The organism is Pseudomonas sp. NPDC087817 (assembly GCF_044742875.1).
GTDB lineage: Bacteria > Pseudomonadota > Gammaproteobacteria > Pseudomonadales > Pseudomonadaceae > Aquipseudomonas.
This window is the reverse complement of record NZ_JBIUVJ010000028.1, coordinates 1-23,475: the sequence shown is the minus strand read 5'-3', so window position 1 is coordinate 23,475 and position 23,475 is coordinate 1. Positions and strand designations below refer to the sequence as shown.

Genomic DNA, 23,475 nt, shown 5'->3' with positions numbered 1-23,475 from the left:
TCAATGCCGACGGTGGCGCTCACGCCAGGCGCGCCACCAGCCGCCGCTGAGGAAGAAGCGCGGAAAAGTCAGAAACTGTTCAACCAATAACCGTGACACGGCATCTGTGCGATCACTGAACGGCTCGGAGGCTTGCGCCTCCAGGCTGTGACCGTGACGCTGCAAACCCAGCGCCGCGACGATACCGATCACGCCGATGGCCACGCTGGCCAGATTCAGGCTGAACACCCCGGACACGATCAGCAGAAACGCAACGATGAACAACGGCACGGCAATCAGGTGCAGCACCAGATTGGTCGGGTGCTGATGATTGCCCGGGTAAGCGCGCCATTGCCACGCGGGAAGGTTGGGGTGACGTTTGCCCATGTTGACTACTCCTCGATCCATGTTGAACACATGGGTTGAAGAATAGGCCGGGGCGGGGAGGGCGGCGAATCAAGCTTGGCTATTGCAGTGATAGGGACAATGGTCATATTTGATGCTGGTTCGGCTGACGCCATCGCGGGCAAGCCCGCTCCCACAGGGATCTCCACCGAACACAGATTTTGTGCACACCAGTGATTCTGTGGGAGCGGGCTTGCCCGCGATAGGGCCCTTAAAGTTTCAACTGCCCGATAGCCTTGCTCAATTCCCCGGCCAACGTCGCCAACTCATTACTCGTGGTCGCCGAATCCACCGTCTGTTGCACGGTGTTCTCGGTCACATCGCGAATGCTCACCACCGCGCGATTCATCTCTTCGGCCACCTGACTCTGCTGCTCCGCCGCTACGGCAATTTGCGTGTTGCTCTCACGCATCTGCGCCACCGCTCCGGTGATCTCCGCGAGCGCTTCGCCAGCCTCTTGCGCCTGCTGCACGCAGTCGTCAGCCTTGTACGAACTCTCCTGCATGAAATCCACCGCATCGCGCGTGCCGGCCTGCAACGCCGAAACCATGGTGGTGATCTCATCGGTGGAGGTCTGCACACGTTTCGCCAGATTGCGTACCTCGTCGGCGACCACAGCGAAGCCTCGGCCCATCTCGCCGGCCCGGGCCGCTTCAATGGCGGCGTTGAGCGCGAGCAGATTGGTCTGCTCGGCGATGCTGTGGATCACGCTGACCACGCCGTTGATCTTCTGGCTGTCCTCGGCCAGACGCTGGATCATCTCGGCGGTTTGCTGCACGCCGCTCGATAACCCGGCAATCGAATGCTGCACCCGGGCCACCACTTGCTGACCACTGCCCGCCAGACCGTCGGCGGTCTGCGACAGATCGCGGGTGGCGCCGGCGTGTTGGGCAATGTGATAAACCGTGGCGGTCATCTCGTTGATCGCCGTGGCGGCCTGATCGGTTTCGCTTTGCTGGCCGAGCATGCCGTGACGCACTTCGTTCATGCTTAATGCCAGGCGCGCGGCACCGACATCCAGTTGCTGCGCGGTGTTGGCGACAGTGGTGACCACGCGTTGATAACCAGCCTGCATCGCGTTGAAGGCATTGGCCATCTGCCCGACTTCGTCTTTGCAGGCCAGCGGCACCCGGGCGGAAAGGTCACCGCTTTTTTCGACATGCAACATCACATCTTTCAACGTGTTGAGCTGGCTGAGCAGGAAGCGGATCAACAGTTGCGAAGCGCCGAGCATCGCCAGCATCAGGATGAGCACGGCCACCGCGTAATTGGCGAAACGTTCGCTGAATACCTGCGTCAGGCTTGGGCCGTAGGCGATCACCGCGACTTGCTCACCATCGGCGCGGCTGAACACTTCGGCGCCTATCAACGGGTTATCGCCGAACAGTGGCATGTGATTTATCTCGTTCCAGCCGTGGTTGTCGGTGATCTCCAGCAGCGGTTGATCGTTGAGGCGTGGCGCTTCTCCACGTTTGAAAGTCAGCACCTGATCGGCCTTGGGCAAGGCTTGGCCGACTGGCCAGGCCTTGAGCAATTGCGCCTGAGCCTTAGCGGACGCCCGCGCCGCGTGGCTGCGGGCCTGCTGTTCAAGTTGCACGGCGTACAACACCAGCAGCAGGGTGGTGACGAAGGCGACCGCGTTGACCGCCCAGAATTTGTATTTCAGCGAGATATTGCTAAGCCAGGCACCCATGGAGGTCTTCTCTGATAGCGGAAACAGTTTTGGCAAGGTGCAAGCATTGTGCCGCTACGCAGGTCTGCAGATCTTGATATGGGTCAACATGCGATGGGGTCCCGCCCTTGTAGGAGTGAGCCTGCTCGCGATGGCGGTGTGTCAGTCGCCTCAAAGTTGAATGAGCTGCCGCCATCGCGAGCAGGCTCACTCCTACAGGGAGAATTCTGGTGTGTCAGGAGAGACAGGGGAGCTTGAAGAATGCGCGAGCACAAGCGGTGGAATGCGCCGCCAGATCTTCCTCGGTCTCACCCCGATGCAACGCCACCTCGCGCAGCACTTCGGTCAGATACGCCGGTTCATTGCGACCATTCTTCGGCTTCGGGCGCAAGGTGCGCGGCAACAGGTACGGCGCATCGCTCTCCAGCATCAGCCGTCCGCGTTTGATCTCTTTGACCAGCGGATGCAAGTGCGTGCCCCGGCGTTCGTCGCAGATCCAGCCGGTAATGCCGATGTGCAGGTCCAGGTCGAGATAACTGAACAGCGCCTTTTGCTCGCCTGTGAAGCAATGCACCACGGCGGCGGGAAGGTGATCGCGGAAGTCTTTCAAAATTTCCAGCAGGCGCTGACTGGCATCGCGTTCATGCAGGAAAACCGGAAGTTGCCGTTCGACGGCCAACGCCAGATGTTCTTCGAGGACTTTTTCCTGCTGCGGGCGCGGCGAGAAATCACGGTTGAAATCCAGTCCGCATTCACCCACCGCCACCACGTTGGTTTCCTTCAGCAAACTGCGCAGACGGCGGGCGCTGTCAGCATTCCAGTCACTGGCCGAATGCGGATGAATCCCTGCGGTGGCGAACAGGCGTTGCCCGCCGTCATCCAGTTGCTGGCACAGCTCCAGTGCTTGCTCGCTACCCTCGACGCTGGTGCCGGTCAGCACCAATTGGCAGACCCCGGCCGCATAGGCGCGGTCGAGGACGGCCTGGTGTTTGTCGGCGAAACTTGGGTTGGTCAGGTTGACGCCGATATCGATGAGTTGCATGGTTGCTACCTCGGGCCGAAGGCCGGAAAGCATACCAGAGCTGTAGATTCATAAGAAAAGCCAAGAACTACAACGAGTTATAGCTGTCTTTTGATGCCGCGACGCAGCCCGGTTTGGCAAAGTTGCCACTACTGTGCCAGTCTCTCGCACTTTGCCAGCGCTCATGGCGCTCTGTTTTCGTCGGTGATTTCGACCGTTCAGCGGTGAAATCGCCCCGTATTCTTTTCGGAGAGTGGATGGTTCGTCCCTCGGTTTTGTTGCTGTTGTGTGGATCGTTGCTACTGCCGATGACGGCGGTTGCGCGCCTGCCCGGGCCGCTACAAGCCGTGCCGGCAGCGAAAGTCCGCGATCTGGCGGAAATTCGCAGCAGTCGCGTGCTGCGGGTGCTGGTCAACCAGAGCCGCAACAGCTCCGGCGAAGTCCAGGGTCAGTCCATCGGTATCGAATACCATCGCCTGCGCGCCTTCGAGCAATACCTCAACGGTCATGCCCGTGACGGTCAGGAAATCACTCTCAAGATCATTCCCAAAGCCAAGGATCAATTGCTCGGTGCATTGCAGCGCGGCGAAGGCGATCTGGTCGCGCCGGGTGAATTGCTTGAGCTGCAACCGGGGCACGCGGTAGCCAGCAGTGAGCCGATCGCCAGCAACGTGCCGCTGGTGCTGGTTGGTATCAAGGGCGAGCGGCGCTACACCAAGGTCGAGCAACTGTCCGGTAAAACCCTCGCGCTGCCCACCGGCAGTGCGGCGGGCGAAGCGGTCAGCCAGCTCAATCAGAAACTGGCCTTGCACAAACTGGCGCCGATCAAGATCGAATGGGTCGACCCGACACTGGCGGTCGAAGACGTGCTGGAAATGGTCCAGGGCGGAATCTTTCACCTGACCATCGTCGAGCAACCGATTGCCGAGCGCTGGGGCAAGATCCTGCCAAAACTGCGATTTGATCGACAGGTGATGATCAGCGAGCCGGGCGAGGAATACTGGTTCGTGCGCCGGGATGCTTCGATGCTGCGCGCGAGCATTGATCGCTTCCTCTCCGGTTACAAGAAACCGGCGAACGAAGACGCGGCGTTCCTGCGCATCTATCGCCGTCTCTATCAAGTTCACTATCCATTGGCCAAGGCTGATCGCCAGCGTCTGGAAAAACTGCGGCCAACCCTGCAAAAGCATGCCGAAGCACAGCGCATGGATTGGCTGAATCTGGCAGCACTGGCGTTCAAGGAATCGGCGCTGCAACCCAATGCCCGCAGCGGCAGTGGCCCGACCGGCCTGATGCAGATCACCCCGTCCGCCGCGCAACGGGTCGGCGTCAACAATATTCAGAATCTCGATGCAAACGTGCAGGCCGGAGCCAAGTACCTGGCAATGATCCGTCGCAAATTCTTCAACAGCCCAAAACTCAATGAGCGCGAGCGCATGGCGTTCACGCTGGCGGCCTACAACATCGGCCCCGAGCGAGTGCAGGGCATGCGTGCCGAGGCCCGCCGGCGTGGGTTGAATCCCAACCAGTGGTTCTTCCAGGTCGAGCGCATCGCCATGGAGCAGGTGGGAATGGGGCCCGTCAGCTATGTTAATAGCGTGAACAAGTATTACTTGGCGTTCGACCGGGAGCGGGAGTCGTTGGAGCCCGGGGCGCAGAAAGTCGTCTCACGAAAATGATCGAATAATTTGATTGTTATGGCGGAATATTTGCGCTTTTAACATGAAATTAACTGATTAATATAGCGGCCAACCAACACACACAACTTCTCGCAAAAACAAGGAACGCCCCATGAGCTCTCTGATCAACAAAGTACTGTTCACCCGCGCTGGTTACGGTCTGACCATTCTGCGCATTGCTGTCGGCGTGATCTTCGCCGCCCACGGTTCGCAGAAGCTTTTCGGTCTGTTCGGTGGTTACGGTCTGGCGGGCACCGCGCAGTACATGGACAGCATTGGCCTGCACCCGGGCTACGTGATGGCTACGCTGGCTGGCGGCACTGAATTCTTCGCTGGCCTGGCATTGATCATCGGCCTGCTGGTGCGTCCGGCCGCGCTGGGCCTGACCTTCCTGTCGCTGGTGGCAATCTTCACCGTGCACATCAGCAACGGCTTGTTCATGGCCAACAACGGCTACGAGTTCGCACTGGCCCTGCTCGGTGGCAGCCTCGCCGTACTGATCGAAGGTGCCGGCAAGCTTTCGGTGGATCGCGCCATCGCCGGTTGAGCGCTCTAGGTCAAGCCAAAAGGCCCGCATTGTGCGGGCCTTTTTTGTTGCGGCTGATTCTTGACACTGATCGGTCACGTTCTCTAGGATGTTGCCCATGCGCCGATTTAAACAGCTACTTGCGGGGCGCCAGGTGACTTCAACAGTTGCCGTCAGAAGCCGGAACAGGGCTTCGAAATACCGCTAAAGCGCTGGTTCGGTGTTGCCTCTCACCTGCCATGCAGACTTTTGAGGCAGAGACACGACACGATGAATGCACTACGCCCTCCAGCACGTCCCGCGCCGATCACGGCACACATCACCCAGCGCAACCCGAAAATCCTCCTTGGCGGAAAACATCAGCCGACGCTGTTGCGTTATCTCGATGGCTGGCCACGTCGCAGTGGCGGTCCTGCCGCGTTCCTGATCCAGTTTGTTGAAGACGGTGAGTCGCTGGCGCGCTTTGCCAGTGACAGTTTTGATCTGGCGGTAATTCAGGCGCCGTGTGCGCAAGATGCGCCGGAGATGATCAAGCAACTGACCCGCGTTGCACGACAGGGCCTGATCACTCGCCGCTGATACGCCTTACAGGTATTCGATCGCCACGATATAGACGAATTGCTCGCCAGTGGGCGTTTGCACTCGCACTTCTGCATCCAGCGCCTTGCCGATCAAGGCGCGGGCCAATGGCGAGTCGATGCTGATCAGGCCCAGTTTCAGGTCAAGTTCATCCGGGCCGACGATGCGGTAGCGCGATTGCTTGCCGTCTTCGTCTTCGATGGTCACCCAGGCGCCGAAGTAGACCTTGTTCGGATCGCTGGGTTTTTCACTGACGACTTTCAATGCTTCCAGGCGTTTGGTCAGAAAGCGCACGCGACTGTCGATCTCGCGCAGCATTTTCTTGCCGTAGGTGTATTAGCACTCCTACCAAATACATACTAATTAGCCCGATCCTCTCTCGAAAGGGGGGTGGCTTTCTGCATTCCTCCTTCTTAAGCTATGTGCAATATTCGCATAATAGGTACTGAGTACTATGAGTGCGTAGGAGCCGCTGGGAGAGATGAGAATGGCTTACGTAGCCAAAGTGAAGGTTAGGTACCGGAATGACGATACGGGACGTGAGATCCAGCTGCCCGGTGTGCTAACGGAAGGGGGAGTGTTGATATCGCACCTGAGATACCTGGCAAGCGAGCCAACTAAGAGTGCGTCGTGGAGGGAAAGGAGCGTGTTCGCGGTAAGGATATTGATCCAGTATCTCAATGCGAATACGGGCAGATTCGAGGAGACGAGAGAGCTGTTGGCTGCCTTCGCTCAAGCGATCGAATTTGGGACGATCAACACCGAGACTCTGAACGACCCGAGTGGCCTGTATTGGGTACCTCGAAAGCCCGATGACTTCCGCACGCTTCTGTACCACCTGACCAAATACACGGATTGGTTGGCAGGGCGTCCGGAGTACCACACCAAACGCGCGAATCCTTTCCGCAAGGCGAGCTCTGCAGAGGAGAGGATGAATTGGTGCGCCTATTACAACAAGGAGGCAGGTGTCTTCCTGTCTCACTTGAGCGATCCCGAAGAGGCGGCCAAGAGGAACGAGCTGGTTCGGGAGATTCGGACGAGCAGAACACCGAAGTCAAGTGGGCGCGTGACGAAGCGATTTCCGGAGAATGAGATCCACAACCTATTAGTTAATGGTTGGGTGCGCCGTCACGAAGACCCTAATGCCGGCAAGCACGCTTTCATCGACTACAAAGGGCGAGCGCTGACGTTATTGATGCACTATGGGGGTATCAGAAAAAGTGAGGCATTTCAGCTTTATCTTCAGGACATCATCGTTGATAAAAAACGAGGCGAAGCGGTGGTCAGGATCTACCATCCCTCATTCGGGGCATCTCCTGATGAACGATATAGCTCTAGGAGAGAGTTCCTGGCGCGCCGGTATCGCTTAAAGCCTAGAACTGATTATCCAAGATCAGAAGCACTGCATGCGGGTTGGAAAGCCCCCTTATTGAATGACAGTACTCAAGGGTATTTTCAGGTTCAGTTTTCGCCCGTTTCGATGGCGAAAGAATTTCTGCATACCTTCGAGCATTACTTGGCGCATCAGCGAGTCGATGCGCCTGTAGGTATGGAACATCCCTACGCGTTTACCAATAGCAAAGGTGAGCCTGAAACACTGAAAAATTTTACGCGCCAGCACAAGAACGCCGTTAACCGCATTGGTTTAGAGCATGAAAAACATTTGGGGACTACGGAGCATGGTCATAGGCATGCCTATGGTTTTCGATTGCATGCCTATGGGTTATCGCAACTCGAAATTCAAAAGGCAATGCATCATAAACATCCGGATTCATGTTTGGTTTATATCAATCAGACGGACGAGGAGCTCAGGGCTAGCTTTGAACATGCTGAGAACTTAGCCAAGGCTCGATTGCAAAATAACAAACAATAAAAATGCAAAAATAAAGAAGTGCGGTGCTTTAAAGGTCGCGGCGTAATTTGATGAGGGTGGGTGGGGCGTGAAAAAGAATTCAAATAAGTTTCTGAGCTATGCAGAAGCTTCAGCGGTTGTTTCGAAAATGGGGGTTACTTCCTTTCAAGATTATACGGCGAGATACAAGCAGTATCCGGGGCTTCCTAGTAATCCGCATAAATCTTATGGGGGTGAATATAAAGGATGGGAAGATTTTACAGGCCACTCACGATACTATCGGGCTTTTGATGAAGCTAGGCAGGCTGTAATTAAGTTGGGAGTTAAGACCTGGCCAGAATATAAAAAACGCTATAAAGAAGATCCGAAGCTCCCTAGCTATCCGGCGATATTTTATGGAGAAAATTATAGAGGATTCACCGAATACAGCGGCCAGACTAAGGCAGATCGATATGCCACAATGTCGGAAGCTTCTGCGGCTGCCGTGCGCTTGGAAATGAAAAGCAGCATGGATTATCGGACACGCTTTTACCAAAATCCCTTACTTCCCGGCGATCCTCCGTCTTACTACTCCGATCAGTGGAGGGGGTGGGCGTTTTTTTTGAAAGTCGACAACACTCCGAGAGCTGGTAAGGGCAAGTATGCTACCTATAAAAAATTTGTGGATGCGGTACGCAATCTGAATATTACTAGTCTCGCTGAGTACAAAGCCCGTTATAAAGAGGATGCTAAGCTTCCCGGGCACCCAGAAGCGATTTATAAAAAAGACTGGATCAGCTGGCCTGAAGTTTTTGGGGTTAGCCCCTATCTTAAAAGATGTTCAACTTGGCAGGAAGCCAAGGTAGTGGCGGCGTCTTATCGATTTGCCACTAGTGCTGAATATCAAGAAGGCTGTTCGGCTGATGATCGGCTACCCAAATATCCTATGGTCAGGTACAAGGATTTCCCTGGCTGGGCCACCTTTCTTTTTCCTGAAAATTTCAATTGTTTGGACGACGTCCGCTGTGCAGTGAAGATCCTCGGCATCAAGAGCAGTGTTAAATACAAGGATATTCGTTCGAAATATCCGATGTTGCCAGCACATCCGGATCGGAAGTTTCCTGATGAGTGGGTAGAGTGGTACGACCTTTGTAAAATTCCGCGCCCTTACATTTATAATGAACTTCAGGAGCTTGTCGGTTCGCACGAGTGTGCAACGATAAGGGACTACAAGGATCTAATGGCAAAACTCCAAGATCCTAGAATGCCCAGCAGGCCAGAAGAAGTTTATTCTGAGTGGCAAAATTGGCATGTGTTTTTGGATAAACCAGAGCCTTATACATTTAGTTATATTAAAGGTTGCGGGATAGGCTGGATTCCGAGTGCCCAGAACTGGTTGAGAAATGTGAAAGCTCAGCCTGGTAAAGAAGCGAATATTTGCCGGTTTATTCGTCACTTTGTCGAGCCTTATGACTTGGGTAGGACTCCTCGGGAGTTTCTAACAAGAAAAGGTACCGACATTAAACCTTTTAAGGCACTAATGGAAAGTCAAACCAGCAGGCAGATTGGGAGGTCTATGCTGCTGGCTGTTAATGCCTATTTAGATTCAGTGTTAAAAAGTGAACTAACAATTGAGGATGAAGATACAGGTGAGTTAGTCAGGGTGGAAGGGGCGAGCAATCCATTCACAACTTTAGAATTCAAAGGTGATGGTACGCCCGGGCCTAGCGAGTCGACAAAGCCTGCGTTAGCATTTCAGTATGTTGATGCGATGAAGAAGTGGATGGTTTCTGAAAACGCTACTACCTTTTCAGATTTAGCTGGCGTTCATCAGTTTGATGCGGACTATTTTGAAGTCGATGAAAGTTTAATTGATCGCTCTGACCCAGATTGTGTTTTTAAAACCCAAGGCGATAAGTTTTTGCTTTGGTATCCTGGATTCTGGATGCACGCCTATGCACTTGTTTCAATTCCTGCGCGCGGACGTCAAATTGCCTATAACGACTCTGGGGAATCCGACGAGTACATTGCTGAGATCGAAGGCGACAAAATTGTATGGCTTAAGAATAAAAACCCGCTAGCCAAACGCAAAAACAAGCATGCGTTCATTCAACGCTGCGACGATGAAGCGTGGGGTATGCATTTCACTTCTAACAAGACCAGCTTTATGGGCAAAGGATACGACGTTCCTTGGGTGCCTGAGAAGCTGGTTTACTGGATGATTAAGCTGCGGAGGTGGCAAGAAAAGTACAACCCTATCAACCGCGCGATGCCGTGGTTGGAATGCAGGCGGACAAACCTGAACGAGGTGCAGCTCAAGCGTAAGGGGAGCAACTGTTTTCTGTTCAGGGCGTTCCAAGAGGAGGAACCTCCTATTTACTCCCAGCGTCTTGCTGAGCGGTTAGCCGCCTCTATGTATTTTACACAGCCAAAAAACATGACTTTGGCGACCTTTGCTGAGGGGGGAAGCCACAGCACATTGTCCCGTTACGATTCCAAGTACACTCCGCATAGCATGCGTGTCAGCTTGATCACTGCCTATGTGATGGAGTTCGGTCTGCCGATTGAAGTGATCATGAAGCTAGCTGGGCATGCCTCGATCGTGATGAGTATCTACTACGTGAAGGTGGGTGCTGCTGTCTTGCGTCGTCGAATGGATGAGGGTGAAAAGCTAGCATTGAGGGATCAGGCTTACGCGGCCCAGGATATGCTCGCGCAAAATAGACTTGATGAACTGACTCACCAGATGGTCGCCAACAGTGAGCAAGCCTTGATGGCACTGCGAGCAGGGAACGTCGGCAGCACCTTGGTTCGTGACTACGGTTTATGTCCTTATGCAGCGTCGCGTTGCGATGACGGCGGGCCTGCCGTAGGTGCGACACAGGTGTGGCATGCTACTCCGGCGGGATATCTGGGTATGCAAAACTGCATCCGTTGTAGGCATTTCATCACCGGGCCAATGTTCTTAGGGGGCTTGCTTTCGCTATGGAATGAAATTTCCCTTCGCCTCAATTTTCTGTCGGAGCACTATTTTGACTTCGAGAAAGAAATCGAAGGCTGCGATGAAAAAATCGCGGAGCAAGACGATCTTGAGTACGACATGGAGCAGATCGGTGGCTTCTTTGATCAAAGCGTACGTAACCGCACTGAACTCGAGAAGGGCAAGCTGCAGTCTGAGAAGGAGAGTGTGGCCAAAAAGATGGACATGTTTCTGTGTGACATACAGATGCTGACCAAGCAGATCAATGAGTGCAAAGCTGTGATTGCTCAACAGGACAGTGAGCGTGATGGCCAGGTACAGCTTGTTGTGCATGATCAGAACGAATTCAAAGTCGAGATCGAGCAAACGTCGTTGTTCCAACAACTGAATGAAGTGTGCGTCAACGCTAGTATTTTCCAGTCCGCCTCTGCTGACTTTGCAACACCTCGCAGGTCACAGATGATTGACAACATGTCTCTGATCAACAGGATCCGGCCGGCAATGTGCAGCCTGAGTGAAAAGGAGCAATTGGTGGTGGGGAACCAAGTGACGAAGTTCTTGCTGCAGCGATTGAAGTCTTGGGAACGCGTCGACCAAGTGGTAGCTGGGCAGGTTTTGCTGGAAGACTTGGGTGATGAAGAGAGAATTACGAACGATGAGTTTATCGGGTTGTTGGCTTCGAAGGCGCCACGACTGTTGGATTTGAGAGAGGTGATGGTGTGACACCTGACGAGATGTTGGCCCATTTGAAGGAAAAGGCACCACGGCAGCGGGAGACGCTTGATGCTGTGTTCGCTGTGTGCCAGGAGCAGGTTGAACGGGGAGTAGCAGACTTTTCCTTTGCCTCCATTGCTCGGCTAGGGGCTGGGCGGGGCGTTCCGAAAGTACAAAGCATCCGAAACAAGACCGGTGAAAACTACCGGGCGCTGATTAAGTGTTTTGAAGGTAGTAAAGGCGTGCCCAGGCGCGTACCTAAGGCGAAGTCCGCTGATGCTTGGGTTGATGAAATTGAAGACCCAAGAATTCGGCTCATGGTGAACATTACACTCTCTAAACTCGCAGAAGCTGAACGCCTGAATAAGGAGCTGATACTGCCTGGGATGGAGATTCGTATCGACGATAGAGTCGGCAGTCAGTCGGAGTATCGACTCACGCCTGTGGAGCGTCGTGCGATAGAGCACTTGATGTCAGAAGACTTCCTCACAGCTTGGCATCTTAAGGTGGGCGGTAAGGGAACAGTGGTCGATGAGCAAGGGAAAGTTGTGTTCAAACCGGGAACGCTGGATGCTTTAACAAAGATCCTGAAGCATCACTGATTCCAAACGAAGTGGCTCAAAACGCAATCGAACCTAGGGTGGTGTCAAAGAGAGTGGAGCACGGACTCATAAAAGCGCCGTGCCCATAGCGTCCATCCGACTTGAACTACGCAGCTATGATTTTGTAGTTCGGATTTTCGTCCTCACCGCTGCCCCCTCGTGCGTGCCATCGCCCTGAACTTAGCGGGATTCTAGGTATGGCTTGGCCATTCTCCGTTACTGCCATCGGCCTCTGCTAGGATCGATGGCTACGTCCTCGGTACTAACCGGCTGAAATAATCCTGCGCCGTTGTAAACCACGACCCGTACCAACCCTCGTAGTTTTCGGCGATCGGATACTTGTGGTCATAGTCGAAAATGTCGTCAAACCAGTTAGTACCGGCAGCGTTGGTTTTTTTCATGAAAAGTGCAGGGTGGATTTGCCCTGATAAGATGTCGGCATGCTCCTTGGGGCCAATCACCCTGCCATAGATTCGCCCCCGGTAGTCGTCCGCCAGCTGTTTGAGCATGTCGTACACCTCTGGGATTTGGTAGTGATCTCCCCACCAGGCCGCGAAGTTTATGTCGAACACTACGCTGTAGATCTTCCAGTTCTTTGAATGCAAGTGAGCCAGCACTACCAGCTGCTGAGTTTTGTCGTTGATCAGCACGTGAACCGATGCTGGGCATGCGTCCTTCAGCCACTTCATTTGTTCCCAGTGGTAAGTAGATATGGATTCTACTGGGAACATATCCCTTTCTCCATGGGTTAGCCATTCGGCGCAGACGCCCGTGGCGTTGCAGACACTGGCGATCTCTGCCTGGCTCATCTCGATCGTCTCAGACTCCAAATAACCGAGTCGCTGCTCGCTGTCGTAATCGATCAGGTCGACGAACTGACTTGGGGACATCGACAGACTCGTTCTCACGGCGCTAACCCGTTTACCGCAGTTGTAGAAGCGTTTTTTCGTCTCGCTAGGATTTGCAATGGGGCGCGGCTTTTGCTCCGCATCCAGCCTCTTTCTCACCGCCGAGATTTCCACAGCGCAAAGGGCTTCGGTGATCTCAGGGCTTTCATTGGCAAGGTAAGCCAGCCGATCGAGGGCGTAGGTCGTTGATGCCCAGCCATGGCGAGCACATGCTTTGCGAAAACTCGCCTCGCTCGTGCCCACTGAAGCCGATACGCAGATAACGACCTCGTCGATCATGTCGCGGATTTCGCAATCCTTGCGGTGAAGCTTTTCAATGTCGTCCAAGATCTTTGCTTTGAGGCCGGGGCCCTGACCGCTGCAGAGTACGGCTATGTAACGGTCACCAGCCTTCTTGTAGGCCAGCAGATCAACTGGGCCCTTTGTTACCCGACCCAGGTAATTCAGCGTATCGGTCAAGCACTCGTAATCGCTGGACACGGTTGGCAGCAGTCGACGCACGAACTTTTCGAGCTCTGCGCCGTGCAGCAGCCCGATCTTGGACTTCAGTAGTTCAATCAAATCTTTCCATCCCTACCTGCAAGAAAATACGGTCTTTAGACCTGCTCCGGAGCGTCAGTGAGTTTTACCGTTTGCAGCATCCTCAATAGCAAAAAATCGTCCGGCGCGTTCATGATGAGCTCTCCGTCCGGGGCGACGTTTACTTCACACAAACGAGGGTGACTCAGCAATCCCGGTGGCATGGGGTGCCGAGCGAAGGGATTGTGGAGTACATACAATCCATCCATCAGATGTTCGCTGTAGTCTCGTTTTATCGCGGAACGCATGATCGGATGCAGGCTTCCTGGGTTGGGGTGGAGCGTGCAGTAAACGGAGAGGGCATCAGCGTTCTCTGCTAATGCCCTTAATTTCCCCCAGGTCGCGAGACTGCTGTAAACGATAGCAGAGACCTCGGCATACGAGTCATCGCAAAATAACCCGACTTCGATGTTGGTGTTGGCATTTTTCGGGGCGGCTGTAACGTTGTAAGAGGCGACGTGTGTATCGCCAGATTTGGTCGCGGCTTCATCGTGATAGAGGCCATAGAGTGCGGCCATGATCGGGCGTCCGGCCGCAAAATGCGCGTGCGGTCTGTCGAATGATGCAATGCCTATGACGAAGGGTTTGTCCTGAGTCTGCGCAAGTTTTGAGTAGCTGTTCCTATATTTTCTAACCTTCGCATCGAAGCTGTTGCAGATCCGCAAGGTGGACTCGATGTTGAAGTCTGTGAAGTCTTTCGGTGGATGGGCCATGGAGAAGCCGTAAGCGGGCTGCCCTCCAGCTGGCGGGTTTGCGATCGTCGCTTCCAGGCAAAATGGGACTTCGCCCTCAACGACAAAATCGGGCGCATGGTGACGAGGATCAATGGGCAGCCCCCATTCCTTGAGAGCCGCGAACAGATACAGCTCCCAAAACGAGGACTCGAAGGTGGTTTGGAGTTCTTTTACAAACTTTCCATCACGATCTTCGAAGCCCTCGGCCCATTCAGACAACACAGCGCGCTCAGGGCCATAGATGTCTGCTGTCATCATCTGGAAGATCGGATGCTGCGCAGCGGTAGCGACCTGAGGGGAAAACAGATCAATGGGCATGTGCTGAGCACTCCATCATGGTGATTTCAAAGATTGATTGCGGGGTCACTACCAATATCGAGCATGGAGTCTTCCTAATATCTTGAGCGTTTATCAGCGCATTGAACGGCCAGCGTCGTCCTCGTCGTTAGCTGTCCCTGATGACGGCCTTTCTAGCGAAATGCCATAAGCTTGGTGACGGAGCGCAGCGAGGCGGAAGGTCTGTTCTCAAGGTATCAGTCCTTCTGCCAATATCTCTGAACCGTTGATGTAGGCAGCCCCAATTCACGCGCAGCTTCAGCTTGCGTCAGGCCCTGCTTTTTCAGTTCAACAACCGCACTGACCCTCTGAGCATCCGCTCGAGTTCCTCGAGATCGTTTTTTCAATGCTCCGTCCTGAATCTGATCCTCCATGACTTTAAGGCCACCAGAGTCGATGAAGCGTTGAAGCTCTTTTTGCGCATTTTTTATCAAATGTTCAGGAGCCTCTTTGTCACGGATCGCTAAGCACAACGCCAATAGAGTCAGAAGGTTGATGTCGAGCGTTTCGGCGATCTTGACGAGGGTCGGTAGCGTCGCCTGGATTTTCCCTTGCTCGAGCAAGCTAAGGTTGCTCTGGCTGATGGTTCCCGCCAGGGCCTCATAACCCACTCCTTTCATTTGCCGGATGGCGCGCAGCGTGACGGCTAGCTCTTCCTTCACGTTCAATTTCTCAAAATGAAGGATAGAGCCATACTCGCAATGGCCCACCAAATATCTCTAATTGTTAATGGTGGGATATTTGCTTATGATGGCCATTCAACAGGATTCATAGCGCCAAGGAATCGCGTGCCTTTCGGCAGCATCCCTATCCGGTTGCCAGAAGCATGAGCAGGGTCAATCGAAGGCCTGCCTACGCTGAGCTTATTCAGAGCTTGGCAGGGTTTGAAATAGGGTTTATCCGCAGTGTTTGTAACCAATAGCAGTAATTTGCAGGGGCAATTTAGAACTCCGGACAGCACTCGAATGCTCTGGAAGTCGGTCGACATCAGTCGGTGCGAGTACTCGTTTCTGATTGAGGGAATGGGATTGGAGGATGGTGGCTTTAGCCCGGTTGCGCACCTCGTTACAGATGTGGAGACCGTTGAGATGATGCGTGCAGCTGAGCAGGGTGAGTTCCTGATCGTGACGAACATCCATCTCATACTGCCACCCACAAAGAGCGAGCAGGGGTCATACGCAATGGAGCTTCTCTCTGAAATTCGTATCCAGCTTGGCACCGAGGAAAACCCCGTATACGAGTTCATCACCGGAACGGGCCATATCTACACCAGTGCACGCACATGATGGTTCAAACACTGGAGGCGCCATGTCAGTAACACTTGATGAGATTGCTCAGTTTTTTTACGGAAGTGGGGAAGTCGTTCTTGGTTGGCATGGCGCGCAAGAAGAAATAATAGGGCTTGCTGAAAAGACTTTTCCGGGGAAGCCTTTCTGCCTAGTGAAGCAATGGATCATCGCTGATCTCCAACTTACTCAGGCGGAGCAGGATCGACTCGCATCAATGGGGCTGCTACCAAAAGCTGTCTACTCCCACGAAGTCGTCCAGGACAGCCGACAGCGCTTCCAACCAGGGCATTGGGTGCGCACCAATTTCGGAGTTTCGCATGACCACCCGTACATGTTTGAAACTAAGAGCACGGTCTACCTATTGCTTGGTGATGGTTTAAGGAAGCCAGCAGCACTTAGTACCGTTTTTTCGTTTCGAGCGTAACTGACTCAACACTTTCACCCACGCTGCCATTCAGGCAGTGCGATTAGCTACGCCTTAAAAAATTGCAGGAGCATCGTTTTGATTCGATTTGATTGCCGGCGGGTCACTGGAGTGATCGAGAAGCCACGAGTGATTGCTACAGAGCAGGGGACTGTGACCGCGCGCATCGTTATCGATGGGCAGGTATTGCCGAGTGTTTTGCTGCCAGGAAAGATTTTTGAAGAGATTGAGGCGGGGGAGCGAGTGACCCTGTACGGCATCTTCACGAAGAAAAAAGACAAGACTGAAAACAAAGCCATCATCTACGCAGTAAAGGGCTCGAGCGGCAAGCTTGTCGCGGCGAAACAGTACCAGATCAAAGTACCGATTCTAATGCTAGTCGCAGCGGTACCATTGATGATTGCGGTGGCCGTTGCTGGTTGCTTCATTTCGCCTTATCCGATCCACCTCGTAACGGGTAGCGTCAACCCTAGTTATCTCGTTCCGGCGACGTTTAAGGCTGCGGCTTGGGAAGGAGTCGCTGCTGGGGCGTTCATGGTTGGATGTGCGATTAACTTTATTCGAAAAAGTAGCCAACCGGAAAGCTGGGCGGTGATCGATGCTACGACGCTTTCTCAGCGCTTCAGTAAGGCGTTTAAGTAAGCGCTTCAAGCAAGGCTTCCCCTGTGGTGGAGGCTTTTGTAGGCGAAGGAGAGGTGGCACGTGGAGACCGATGATTTCGAGCGCGAACGACGTCGCAAGGCAGTGGCTGAGGTTCTTGCTTGTCAGGTAGTCGATGGTGTGAGGCCTTCCTCTTCGCACCTTGCTGAGATGCAGCGATATGCGGATGGCCTGGTAAGTCTTGACGAGCTACTGACGGACTTGATTGCGTGCCTACGGCAGTGCTCTCCACGGTAAGCAGCTAATTCCCAGGAAGGCCGGCTTTGAGAGATCTTTACCATGCTTGATTCGAACTTCCAGACAAGCAGCCGGCTGGCGCCGAATGATCGAGTTCTATTTCTCGATTATGACGGGGTGCTGCACCCGGACGACGTATACCGTACCCGGAGTGGTTTGGAGTTGCGTGCACCCGGGCAACTCATGATGCATGCCGGAATCCTGGTAGAGATACTGAAGGAATTTCCTCAAGTCAAAATCAGCTTATCGACAAGCTGGGTGCGCATCCTCGGTTACCGCCGTGCACGCGCTGCCTTGCCACCCGAGTTGCAGACTCTTACCGTGAGCAGTACATGGCATTCAAGGATGCCCAAGGCGCCTCTTGAGGGCTATGACATGTACAGTCGCTATCAGCAGATCCGTGCTGCAGTAACTAGGGCAGGCCTGACGAATTGGATCGCCCTGGATGATGATCCTTTTGAAAGTTGGCCAGATCACGATCGACGGTTGATACGCACTGATCCTGACTTGGGCCTTAGCTCAGTGACGATCCAGGAGGAACTACGGCTCAAGCTGAAAGCCTTGATGGATGCGAAAAAAACATTCCCCGAAACGCTTTGACATTGCTGCTAAGTCGTGAGGTAACTACTTCAGTAACCGTATTCGTTCAGCAATTTGCGCAGGAATTCACGCCGCCTTTGAGCGATACACAGAATTAGGTAATCACGCTCGTAGTCCTTGGTCGACAGGTGTCCGGCATCTACAAGGCCATGGATGTAGCCTTCAGCTTTGCCTCTCGCTTCCAGGAGTGCCTCGATTGTGGTGCTTTGGTAAATGTCTTCAGCCAGCAGTCGCCACCGTTTCTTTTGGTGCTGCCCGACTGGGTCGTCCGAAAATTTTGGTGCGTTGATCAGGGTGTTGAAATCGGCACGTGCGTCAGGTGTGCTCAAAGCGGACTCTCAGAGCAGTGATGTCTGTGCCGAGGCTATCATGCGCATATCTAATGGCTTGCTGTTGGCTGGCTTTAGTAGGCGCTGGCGCGAAGGAACGATTTCAATGATGGCGCAGGCGTTCGATGGAGCCTTTGAAGCCTGGAGTTCGATATGGGGCACCTCAGTCTAGAGGACATCTACCCGGATGACGTACAAAAGTATGGCCATATGCGGGTGGGAATGACTGACCTATACGTCAAAGACAATCACGCCTTTTATGGTGTGGTTACGCGTGGCGAATATCGCGAGTTGACCAGCAGGTTACTGTGTGACGAAACAGTGCAAATGATCATCAGCGCTAGGCTCGCCGCATTGCCTGAAGACTACGATCCGTGGATAAGGAGGATCGAGTGCAATCGCGCGTTGCACGCTAAGTATGGGGACAAATTCGATCCCAGGGGAGACGACTGACAAATCCCAGGTCGAATCAAAATGCAGTGCCTCATCTTACTCGGCCGACCCGGTAGTTACGCTCCTCGAAAATCCATCGGTCGCAATTTCCCAAGCGCGAGAATGACCGCAAGCGTGCTTCGACGTTGTCTGTATGTATATACAGTTTGTATGCGACACCATTTCCATGAGCGTCACCATCCTTGGCCCCCTCGCGGAAGGGGGAGTCCAGCTCCCGTTTTATTCATTCAAAGTACCTGCGGGATTCCCATCGCCGGCTGCGGAACATCTCGAGCGGCACATATCAATCGATGAACTGCTGGACATTCGGACTCCCCATATCTACCTGGTGCGCATCGAGGGGAGCAGCATGGAGGGTGCTGGAATCTTCGATGGTGATATGGGTGTTGTTGATCGCTCGATAACAGCCGAACACGGCATCGTGATCGCTGCAGTGAATTCGGAACCGGTGTGCACGCGTCTTTGCACGTATAGCCCCAGCATCATCCTAATGTCCAAGAACGCAGGCAATCGGCTGCGTTACATCCGATGAGCTGATCATCTGGGCCTTATGACCCTCAGCCCTAAAGAGAGCAGTAAGATATGCGAAGAGCATTCGGTGATTACCGAAGATTCAGACGCAGAAGACGTGAAATCAACCCAGCCTCGTCCGCGCTCACGGGACAGACATGATCGGTGGCTTTGTGGATACACCCGCCAAGATGGAGAGGCGATTATTGATCTTCGTCTTACGGTGGCGGAATGGATGTGCATGATAATGGCAGGGGGCGCGGACTTGCGTTGCTGTCTCTGGTCATCTGGTGGCCTGCGTTCGAGGTACTGTTGCACCGCCTGACCCCGCTCGCCCTTCGACCTTCCGTGTCGATTGGTGGCTAATTTCTTCCGTCCACGACCAGCTGAACCGGCACAAACCTGTCGGTCGATTCGTCTATGAAACCTGGGACGATTCATCCTGCCGAGTGGTTTGTAGTAATAAGTTAAAAAGCCGAAGATCTTATGTATCCATGCCTTCCTACATCTCGCTTTATAGGAATTGAAAGTAAGCGTCCATTTTCTTTGAAAAGAAGACGTGCTTCAAATAGATCATCAATGGCGCTTTGGATGAAGTCAGTAGGGCCACTTATTGACGTTAGCACTGAGTCGATTTTGCGAATGCTCATATCGCACATAAGTATTATTGATCTGTACGGCTCGCTCAGAGTTATGTAATCTGAATCCTCTCCGGATAGTGTTTCAATTACTAGATGCTGCCCCATGTCACGATAATAAACACTTGGCATCTTGCTATTGGAATCAAACAATTTGCGCCAAGCATCTATTTTGTATTTTACATGATTCCAGTCCCCGTACGGAGCTGTAGGGTCGGGGATAAGGCCTACAATAGGAGTTAGAAGTGGCGCCAGCTTTTTAGCCCACTCATCATTAAATATTCTTTTAATCTCGCTTGGCAATTCTCCTCCTTTGATAGAGAATAGAGATGGATTTTCCATTGCAGGGCTATTGTGCGAGTATATGTAGCGACAAAGCTTTCCGGGTGGCTCATAATGCATTGCAAACTCTATAGCTAATGCTGTGCCTTCGATTTCCTCCTGAGACTCTCCAGGTATCAAATACATAATGTTGTAATAGACGCGTATGCCTGCCACTGCACACCATTTGAGTAGCTGAATATTTTCAATGGCGGTAGTTCCTTTTCGTATTTTTTTTAGCAGAGAGGTACTTAGCGCTTCTATTCCAATCTGTATCTGAGATACCCCTGCCCGCCTTAGTGTTTGATAGAACTCGAAATCGCGGCCGTCTTTGTGTCCAGACACCTCTACGAATATATCTAGATCAGAGTGTTTTTTGGCTAGTTTTTCGAAAAAACTTTTTCTGTCCGATACGTTTGTGTCACACATAAATATTCTAAAGCTGTCCTGCTGTTTTAGTATTTTTGTTATTTCATCTATAATTTTTTCATCGGTTTTTTTTCTCGCTGAGTTATCCCACTGCATATTTAGATTGCAAAAGGTGCACTTGCCATAAAAACAACCTCTTGATCCTTCTATTGTAATGGTTGGCATTAAATTGATACTTTCTGCTTCAGAAATCCATTGATGCTCTTGCCCACTAAAGTCGGGGGTTGGAAGCGTGTCAAGGTTTTCCAATCTCCTGCGAGGGGTATTTGATTTTATGCAACGAAAGTTGTCGCGATAGACAATGCCATCTACTTTGCTTAAGTCAAAATTTGCATCTTGATTCGTGGCGTTGTAGATGTCTAATAAGGTTTCTTCACCCTCTCCGAACACTGCTATATCAACCCAAGAAAAATGCTCTAGAATGGCCACTCCAAACTCTTTCGTAATTCCTGCTCCACCGAAAACTATTAAACAATCAGGTTTGGAGTTTTTTAATAATCTAGAAACTAGCAGGGAAGGTAAAAGCTGTAAAAATGATGTCGTAAAACCGTATATAAAACTATTTGTTAAAAGTAAATCATTGTGAGTTAATCTATAGTATTTAATACAGTCTGCAATATATTTCCTAAAGTCGTTATCGGTACCGATTACGCTTTTGAACAATTTCTTAATGCTTCGGCGTTTGCTGGGGAAAAGTATTGTTGCAGCCTCGTACCCTTGTAGCTCATTTTGAAGCATTAATCTATATTGCTCAATGCCAATAATTGCTGGCAGTTCTCTTGCGTAGTTTTTCTGAATTACAGAAATGCCTCGCTCTCGTAGATAGGCAGCAAGCACGCCAAGTTGAATAGAAAGGTGCTCTGCTCTTGGCCACGGTAAAGATATAAGAGAAACATTTCTTGTCATATATCGTTCTCCATTACATGAGGATATACATAGCAGGACTTGCATTCGGTTGGCGTCGGTGCTTTATAGAAGTTCTCACGAAAAATCAAAATATTTTCAGAATTTAGGTTGTTGTCAGGCTTCAGAGCCCAGGCCGCTTTTAGCATGAAACATGGTTTTATCTGCTCATTTTCACTGAATACAACTGAGCTTTTAGGGACGTGACACTTGTGATCAGGGAGAGTGTGGGCTTTTCCTTCTCTCCAAGTTTTTAGTATTTCAAAATAATTATCCAGTACCCCGTCAGATTGAAGTATGAAGTTGTTGCCATTTTGTAGTCGGCTGCTTTTTAAAGCTTCGAGCTGAATTTTAAAATTTACATCTTGTTCGCTTGTTATCCATAACCCACGTTGTTGTTTTAGTATTCTTCCACTGTCATTGTTAAAGACTCCTTCGCTAAAGGTTGGTAGAGTAAATGACATCATGTCTGCGCCTGAATTCTTTCCAATATTCAGAATTTCTGTTAGCTCATGTAAATTCTTATTCTGTATTACGCAGGTATACCCAACAAATATTCTTTCAGAAAATAGATGGATTTCTTTGGGGATGCGCACTATTTCATCAAACCAATCTACGCCGCGAATTGATTTATACGTCTCTCTAGTGCTGCCATCAAGGGAGATGATGTATCCGTCAATGTAGTTTTTGATTTTTGGGAAAATTTCAATTAAATTGTGACCGTGCGTATTAAGTATTATTTTTGCATTTTGTCGAGATTTAAGTATCTTTGCTATTTCAATAAAGTGTGGGTGTGAGGTCGGTTCTCCCCCGGTCAAGCGGATGGATTTGATGTCACTTTTAGAAAGTTCATTTGCTATTAATGAAATTTTCTCCATAGGAAGATGTTTTGCTTCACATAACCAATATGAGCACGAATTGCACTTTGAATTGCATGATGAGGTCAGCACTAAATTCACTGACGTAAAGGCATCTATGTGCAAGGGCTACTCTCCCTTGTCAGCTCTTTTGTCTGCCATATCACTCGGATAACCAAGTGCACCCGCACCGGCCATTTTGTCTAGCCCGATTTTTTCGGATGCCAAGTATTTTCCCAGATAGGACTGAGCATTTTCTAAATGATGTAAAGCTTTATTGATTCTCAACTCAGAGCCCTCGGGAAATCCTTCATCCTTAACATCTCTGATGGTGGTTCTTGCACGATGAAGAATTTCCCAAGCTTCAGCAATGTCATTGAGGTTTATTTTGGACATTTTCAAACTCCTGTATGTGTGGAAGTCTCGCTTATGTTTTTCCGGCTGAGCTGCCAAATTTTTTGTTGCATTGTAATGCTGAGTCTTGCTAACACGGTTATGTGTTAAATACCGCCTCCTGATGTCGTTGTGTCGGGTTGGTGGATGCTTTGTAAGCTTTGTTATAGACCAAAAAATAAAACCTGTTGGCCGAAAGCTCGTGTGATCAGAAAAAAAAATCAAGCTGTTACGCTTCGCAGAGATGTAGGCTAGGTGTAGAGTTTTCTAACTTATTGAAAAAACTGACTATTTGATTGATGCTTGTCGCGCTAATGGAGTTGTTAGCTTGGCTAAGTATTCCTAACTAAGGGTAAGCTATCCCCTGAAATCAATAGCAAATCGCAATAAGAAGCCGGTTAGGGTGATGGAGCACCAACTACATGAGGTTCCGAATGGGCTCGCTTCTCTCATCCTCCCTGCCTTAGATTTAACTCCAGCGTGTCTGATCATTTTGTGCTAACGACCGCTCACTTTGGGCGCTGATCGGCAAATTCGGGTTTATCGTACCCATTCTCTGCAGCGGTACACCTTGGCCAAAAGTCGTTATTTAGTGAGCTTGGTACTCTAGGGGAGAAAGTGTAATTGACTAATGTCATTTAGAATCATTATGTTGAAGCGCACTAACTGCTCGTGTCGTGCTGATAGCATCGTGGCGTTTTTCATCAACTATGCCCTTTACGGGGACATGAGCCAGCCAGTGATGAGTGTGATCGAGTCGTTGGTGCCGGCTGTGGAGGTTTACAGCATTGATAAGAATAAGTTGCATACCGTGGACGTCCAAAGTTAGATGGCGTCCCCATGGACATTGACGCTTGTTCTTACAGAGATTTCACTTGCCTACCGTC

The 23,475-nt window shown here is 51.6% G+C and carries 22 protein-coding genes and 1 pseudogene; 12 read left to right on the top strand and 11 right to left on the bottom strand.

Annotated elements, in window-relative coordinates; all coding sequences use genetic code 11:
* The 3 genes from ACIONG_RS18070 to ACIONG_RS18060 all read right to left on the bottom strand — a co-directional run bounded on the left by ACIONG_RS18070 (position 1) and on the right by ACIONG_RS18060 (position 3,098).
* The gene (locus ACIONG_RS18070) at positions 1-366 is read right to left on the bottom strand and encodes a terminase (RefSeq protein ID WP_401301615.1); all 366 of its coding nucleotides are present in this window, start codon (positions 364-366) and stop codon (positions 1-3) included.
* 229 nt (positions 367-595) lie between these two features.
* Positions 596-2,077 (bottom strand): methyl-accepting chemotaxis protein, encoded by a 1,482-nt coding sequence (locus tag ACIONG_RS18065; RefSeq protein WP_401301612.1) that lies wholly within the window; start codon positions 2,075-2,077, stop codon positions 596-598.
* A 214-nt stretch (positions 2,078-2,291) separates the two neighbouring features.
* Entirely contained in the window at positions 2,292-3,098 is an 807-nt protein-coding gene (locus tag ACIONG_RS18060; protein ID WP_401301608.1) for a TatD family hydrolase, read from the bottom strand.
* Between the two features lie 236 nt (positions 3,099-3,334).
* On the opposite strand from ACIONG_RS18060, the gene ACIONG_RS18055 reads away from it, so the two are divergent.
* The 3 genes from ACIONG_RS18055 to ACIONG_RS18045 all read left to right on the top strand — a co-directional run bounded on the left by ACIONG_RS18055 (position 3,335) and on the right by ACIONG_RS18045 (position 5,861).
* The gene (locus tag ACIONG_RS18055; protein ID WP_401301605.1) at positions 3,335-4,756 is read left to right on the top strand and encodes a transglycosylase SLT domain-containing protein; all 1,422 of its coding nucleotides are present in this window, start codon (positions 3,335-3,337) and stop codon (positions 4,754-4,756) included.
* 112 nt (positions 4,757-4,868) lie between these two features.
* Positions 4,869-5,303 (top strand): DoxX family protein, encoded by a 435-nt coding sequence (locus ACIONG_RS18050; RefSeq protein ID WP_103304723.1) that lies wholly within the window; start codon positions 4,869-4,871, stop codon positions 5,301-5,303.
* A 249-nt stretch (positions 5,304-5,552) separates the two neighbouring features.
* Complete coding sequence (locus ACIONG_RS18045) at positions 5,553-5,861, top strand: hypothetical protein (RefSeq protein ID WP_103304724.1); 309 nt, start codon at positions 5,553-5,555, stop codon at positions 5,859-5,861.
* A gap of 6 nt (positions 5,862-5,867) precedes the next feature.
* On the opposite strand, the pseudogene ACIONG_RS18040 reads toward ACIONG_RS18045, so the two are convergent.
* Positions 5,868-6,197: pseudogene (locus ACIONG_RS18040) on the bottom strand (GreA/GreB family elongation factor); the annotation flags it as partial.
* A gap of 145 nt (positions 6,198-6,342) precedes the next feature.
* Between ACIONG_RS18040 and gmtY the strand changes: the two are divergent.
* From gmtY to gmtX, 3 genes are all read left to right on the top strand, one after another.
* Positions 6,343-7,734 (top strand): gamma-mobile-trio recombinase GmtY, encoded by a 1,392-nt coding sequence (gmtY, locus tag ACIONG_RS18035; RefSeq protein WP_401301601.1) that lies wholly within the window; start codon positions 6,343-6,345, stop codon positions 7,732-7,734.
* 67 nt (positions 7,735-7,801) lie between these two features.
* Complete coding sequence (locus tag ACIONG_RS18030; RefSeq protein ID WP_401301599.1) at positions 7,802-11,395, top strand: VPA1269 family protein; 3,594 nt, start codon at positions 7,802-7,804, stop codon at positions 11,393-11,395.
* Positions 11,392-11,988, top strand: a complete 597-nt coding sequence (gmtX, locus tag ACIONG_RS18025; protein ID WP_401301597.1) for a gamma-mobile-trio protein GmtX — start codon at positions 11,392-11,394, stop codon at positions 11,986-11,988. The genes ACIONG_RS18030 and gmtX overlap by 4 nt, the downstream gene beginning before the upstream one ends.
* A gap of 248 nt (positions 11,989-12,236) precedes the next feature.
* Here gmtX and ACIONG_RS18020 read toward each other — a convergent pair whose 3' ends face one another.
* The 3 genes from ACIONG_RS18020 to ACIONG_RS18010 form a co-directional block, all read right to left on the bottom strand.
* Complete coding sequence (locus tag ACIONG_RS18020) at positions 12,237-13,457, bottom strand: hypothetical protein (RefSeq protein WP_401301596.1); 1,221 nt, start codon at positions 13,455-13,457, stop codon at positions 12,237-12,239.
* Positions 13,458-13,492: 35 nt separating this feature from the next.
* Positions 13,493-14,527, bottom strand: a complete 1,035-nt coding sequence (locus tag ACIONG_RS18015) for a glycosaminoglycan attachment site (protein ID WP_401301594.1) — start codon at positions 14,525-14,527, stop codon at positions 13,493-13,495.
* Positions 14,528-14,742: 215 nt separating this feature from the next.
* Entirely contained in the window at positions 14,743-15,207 is a 465-nt protein-coding gene (locus ACIONG_RS18010) for a helix-turn-helix domain-containing protein (RefSeq protein WP_401301591.1), read from the bottom strand.
* A 303-nt stretch (positions 15,208-15,510) separates the two neighbouring features.
* Between ACIONG_RS18010 and ACIONG_RS18005 the strand changes: the two genes are divergently transcribed.
* From ACIONG_RS18005 to ACIONG_RS17985, 5 genes are all read left to right on the top strand, one after another.
* Positions 15,511-15,831, top strand: a complete 321-nt coding sequence (locus ACIONG_RS18005; RefSeq protein WP_401301588.1) for a hypothetical protein — start codon at positions 15,511-15,513, stop codon at positions 15,829-15,831.
* Between the two features lie 22 nt (positions 15,832-15,853).
* Complete coding sequence (locus ACIONG_RS18000; protein ID WP_401301585.1) at positions 15,854-16,258, top strand: DUF6957 family protein; 405 nt, start codon at positions 15,854-15,856, stop codon at positions 16,256-16,258.
* Between the two features lie 78 nt (positions 16,259-16,336).
* Positions 16,337-16,900, top strand: coding sequence for a hypothetical protein (locus ACIONG_RS17995; RefSeq protein WP_401301582.1), 564 nt, complete (start codon positions 16,337-16,339; stop codon positions 16,898-16,900).
* Positions 16,901-16,960: 60 nt separating this feature from the next.
* Positions 16,961-17,155, top strand: a complete 195-nt coding sequence (locus tag ACIONG_RS17990; protein ID WP_401301579.1) for a hypothetical protein — start codon at positions 16,961-16,963, stop codon at positions 17,153-17,155.
* A gap of 42 nt (positions 17,156-17,197) precedes the next feature.
* A complete protein-coding gene (locus tag ACIONG_RS17985; protein ID WP_401301576.1) occupies positions 17,198-17,755 on the top strand; it encodes an HAD domain-containing protein in 558 nt (185 codons plus the stop codon).
* A gap of 29 nt (positions 17,756-17,784) precedes the next feature.
* Here ACIONG_RS17985 and ACIONG_RS17980 read toward each other — a convergent pair whose 3' ends face one another.
* Positions 17,785-18,084: a hypothetical protein gene (locus ACIONG_RS17980; protein WP_401301573.1), complete on the bottom strand. Its 300-nt coding sequence runs from the start codon at positions 18,082-18,084 to the stop codon at positions 17,785-17,787.
* 619 nt (positions 18,085-18,703) lie between these two features.
* On the opposite strand from ACIONG_RS17980, the gene ACIONG_RS17975 reads away from it, so the two are divergent.
* Positions 18,704-19,069, top strand: a complete 366-nt coding sequence (locus tag ACIONG_RS17975) for a LexA family protein (RefSeq protein ID WP_401301570.1) — start codon at positions 18,704-18,706, stop codon at positions 19,067-19,069.
* A 445-nt stretch (positions 19,070-19,514) separates the two neighbouring features.
* Here the strand turns inward: ACIONG_RS17975 and ACIONG_RS17970 are convergent, their stop codons facing one another.
* Genes ACIONG_RS17970 through ACIONG_RS17960 form a run of 3 tightly spaced genes read right to left on the bottom strand, consistent with a single transcriptional unit; the run spans position 19,515 to position 22,591 of the window.
* Positions 19,515-21,341 carry a radical SAM protein gene (locus ACIONG_RS17970; protein ID WP_401301568.1) on the bottom strand — a complete coding sequence of 609 codons (1,827 nt, stop codon included), beginning with the start codon at positions 21,339-21,341 and terminating at the stop codon, positions 19,515-19,517.
* Complete coding sequence (locus ACIONG_RS17965) at positions 21,338-22,288, bottom strand: radical SAM protein (RefSeq protein WP_401301683.1); 951 nt, start codon at positions 22,286-22,288, stop codon at positions 21,338-21,340. The genes ACIONG_RS17970 and ACIONG_RS17965 overlap by 4 nt, the downstream gene beginning before the upstream one ends.
* A 36-nt stretch (positions 22,289-22,324) precedes the next feature.
* Positions 22,325-22,591 (bottom strand): hypothetical protein, encoded by a 267-nt coding sequence (locus ACIONG_RS17960; RefSeq protein WP_401301565.1) that lies wholly within the window; start codon positions 22,589-22,591, stop codon positions 22,325-22,327.
* Positions 22,592-23,475: the final 884 nt, after the last annotated feature.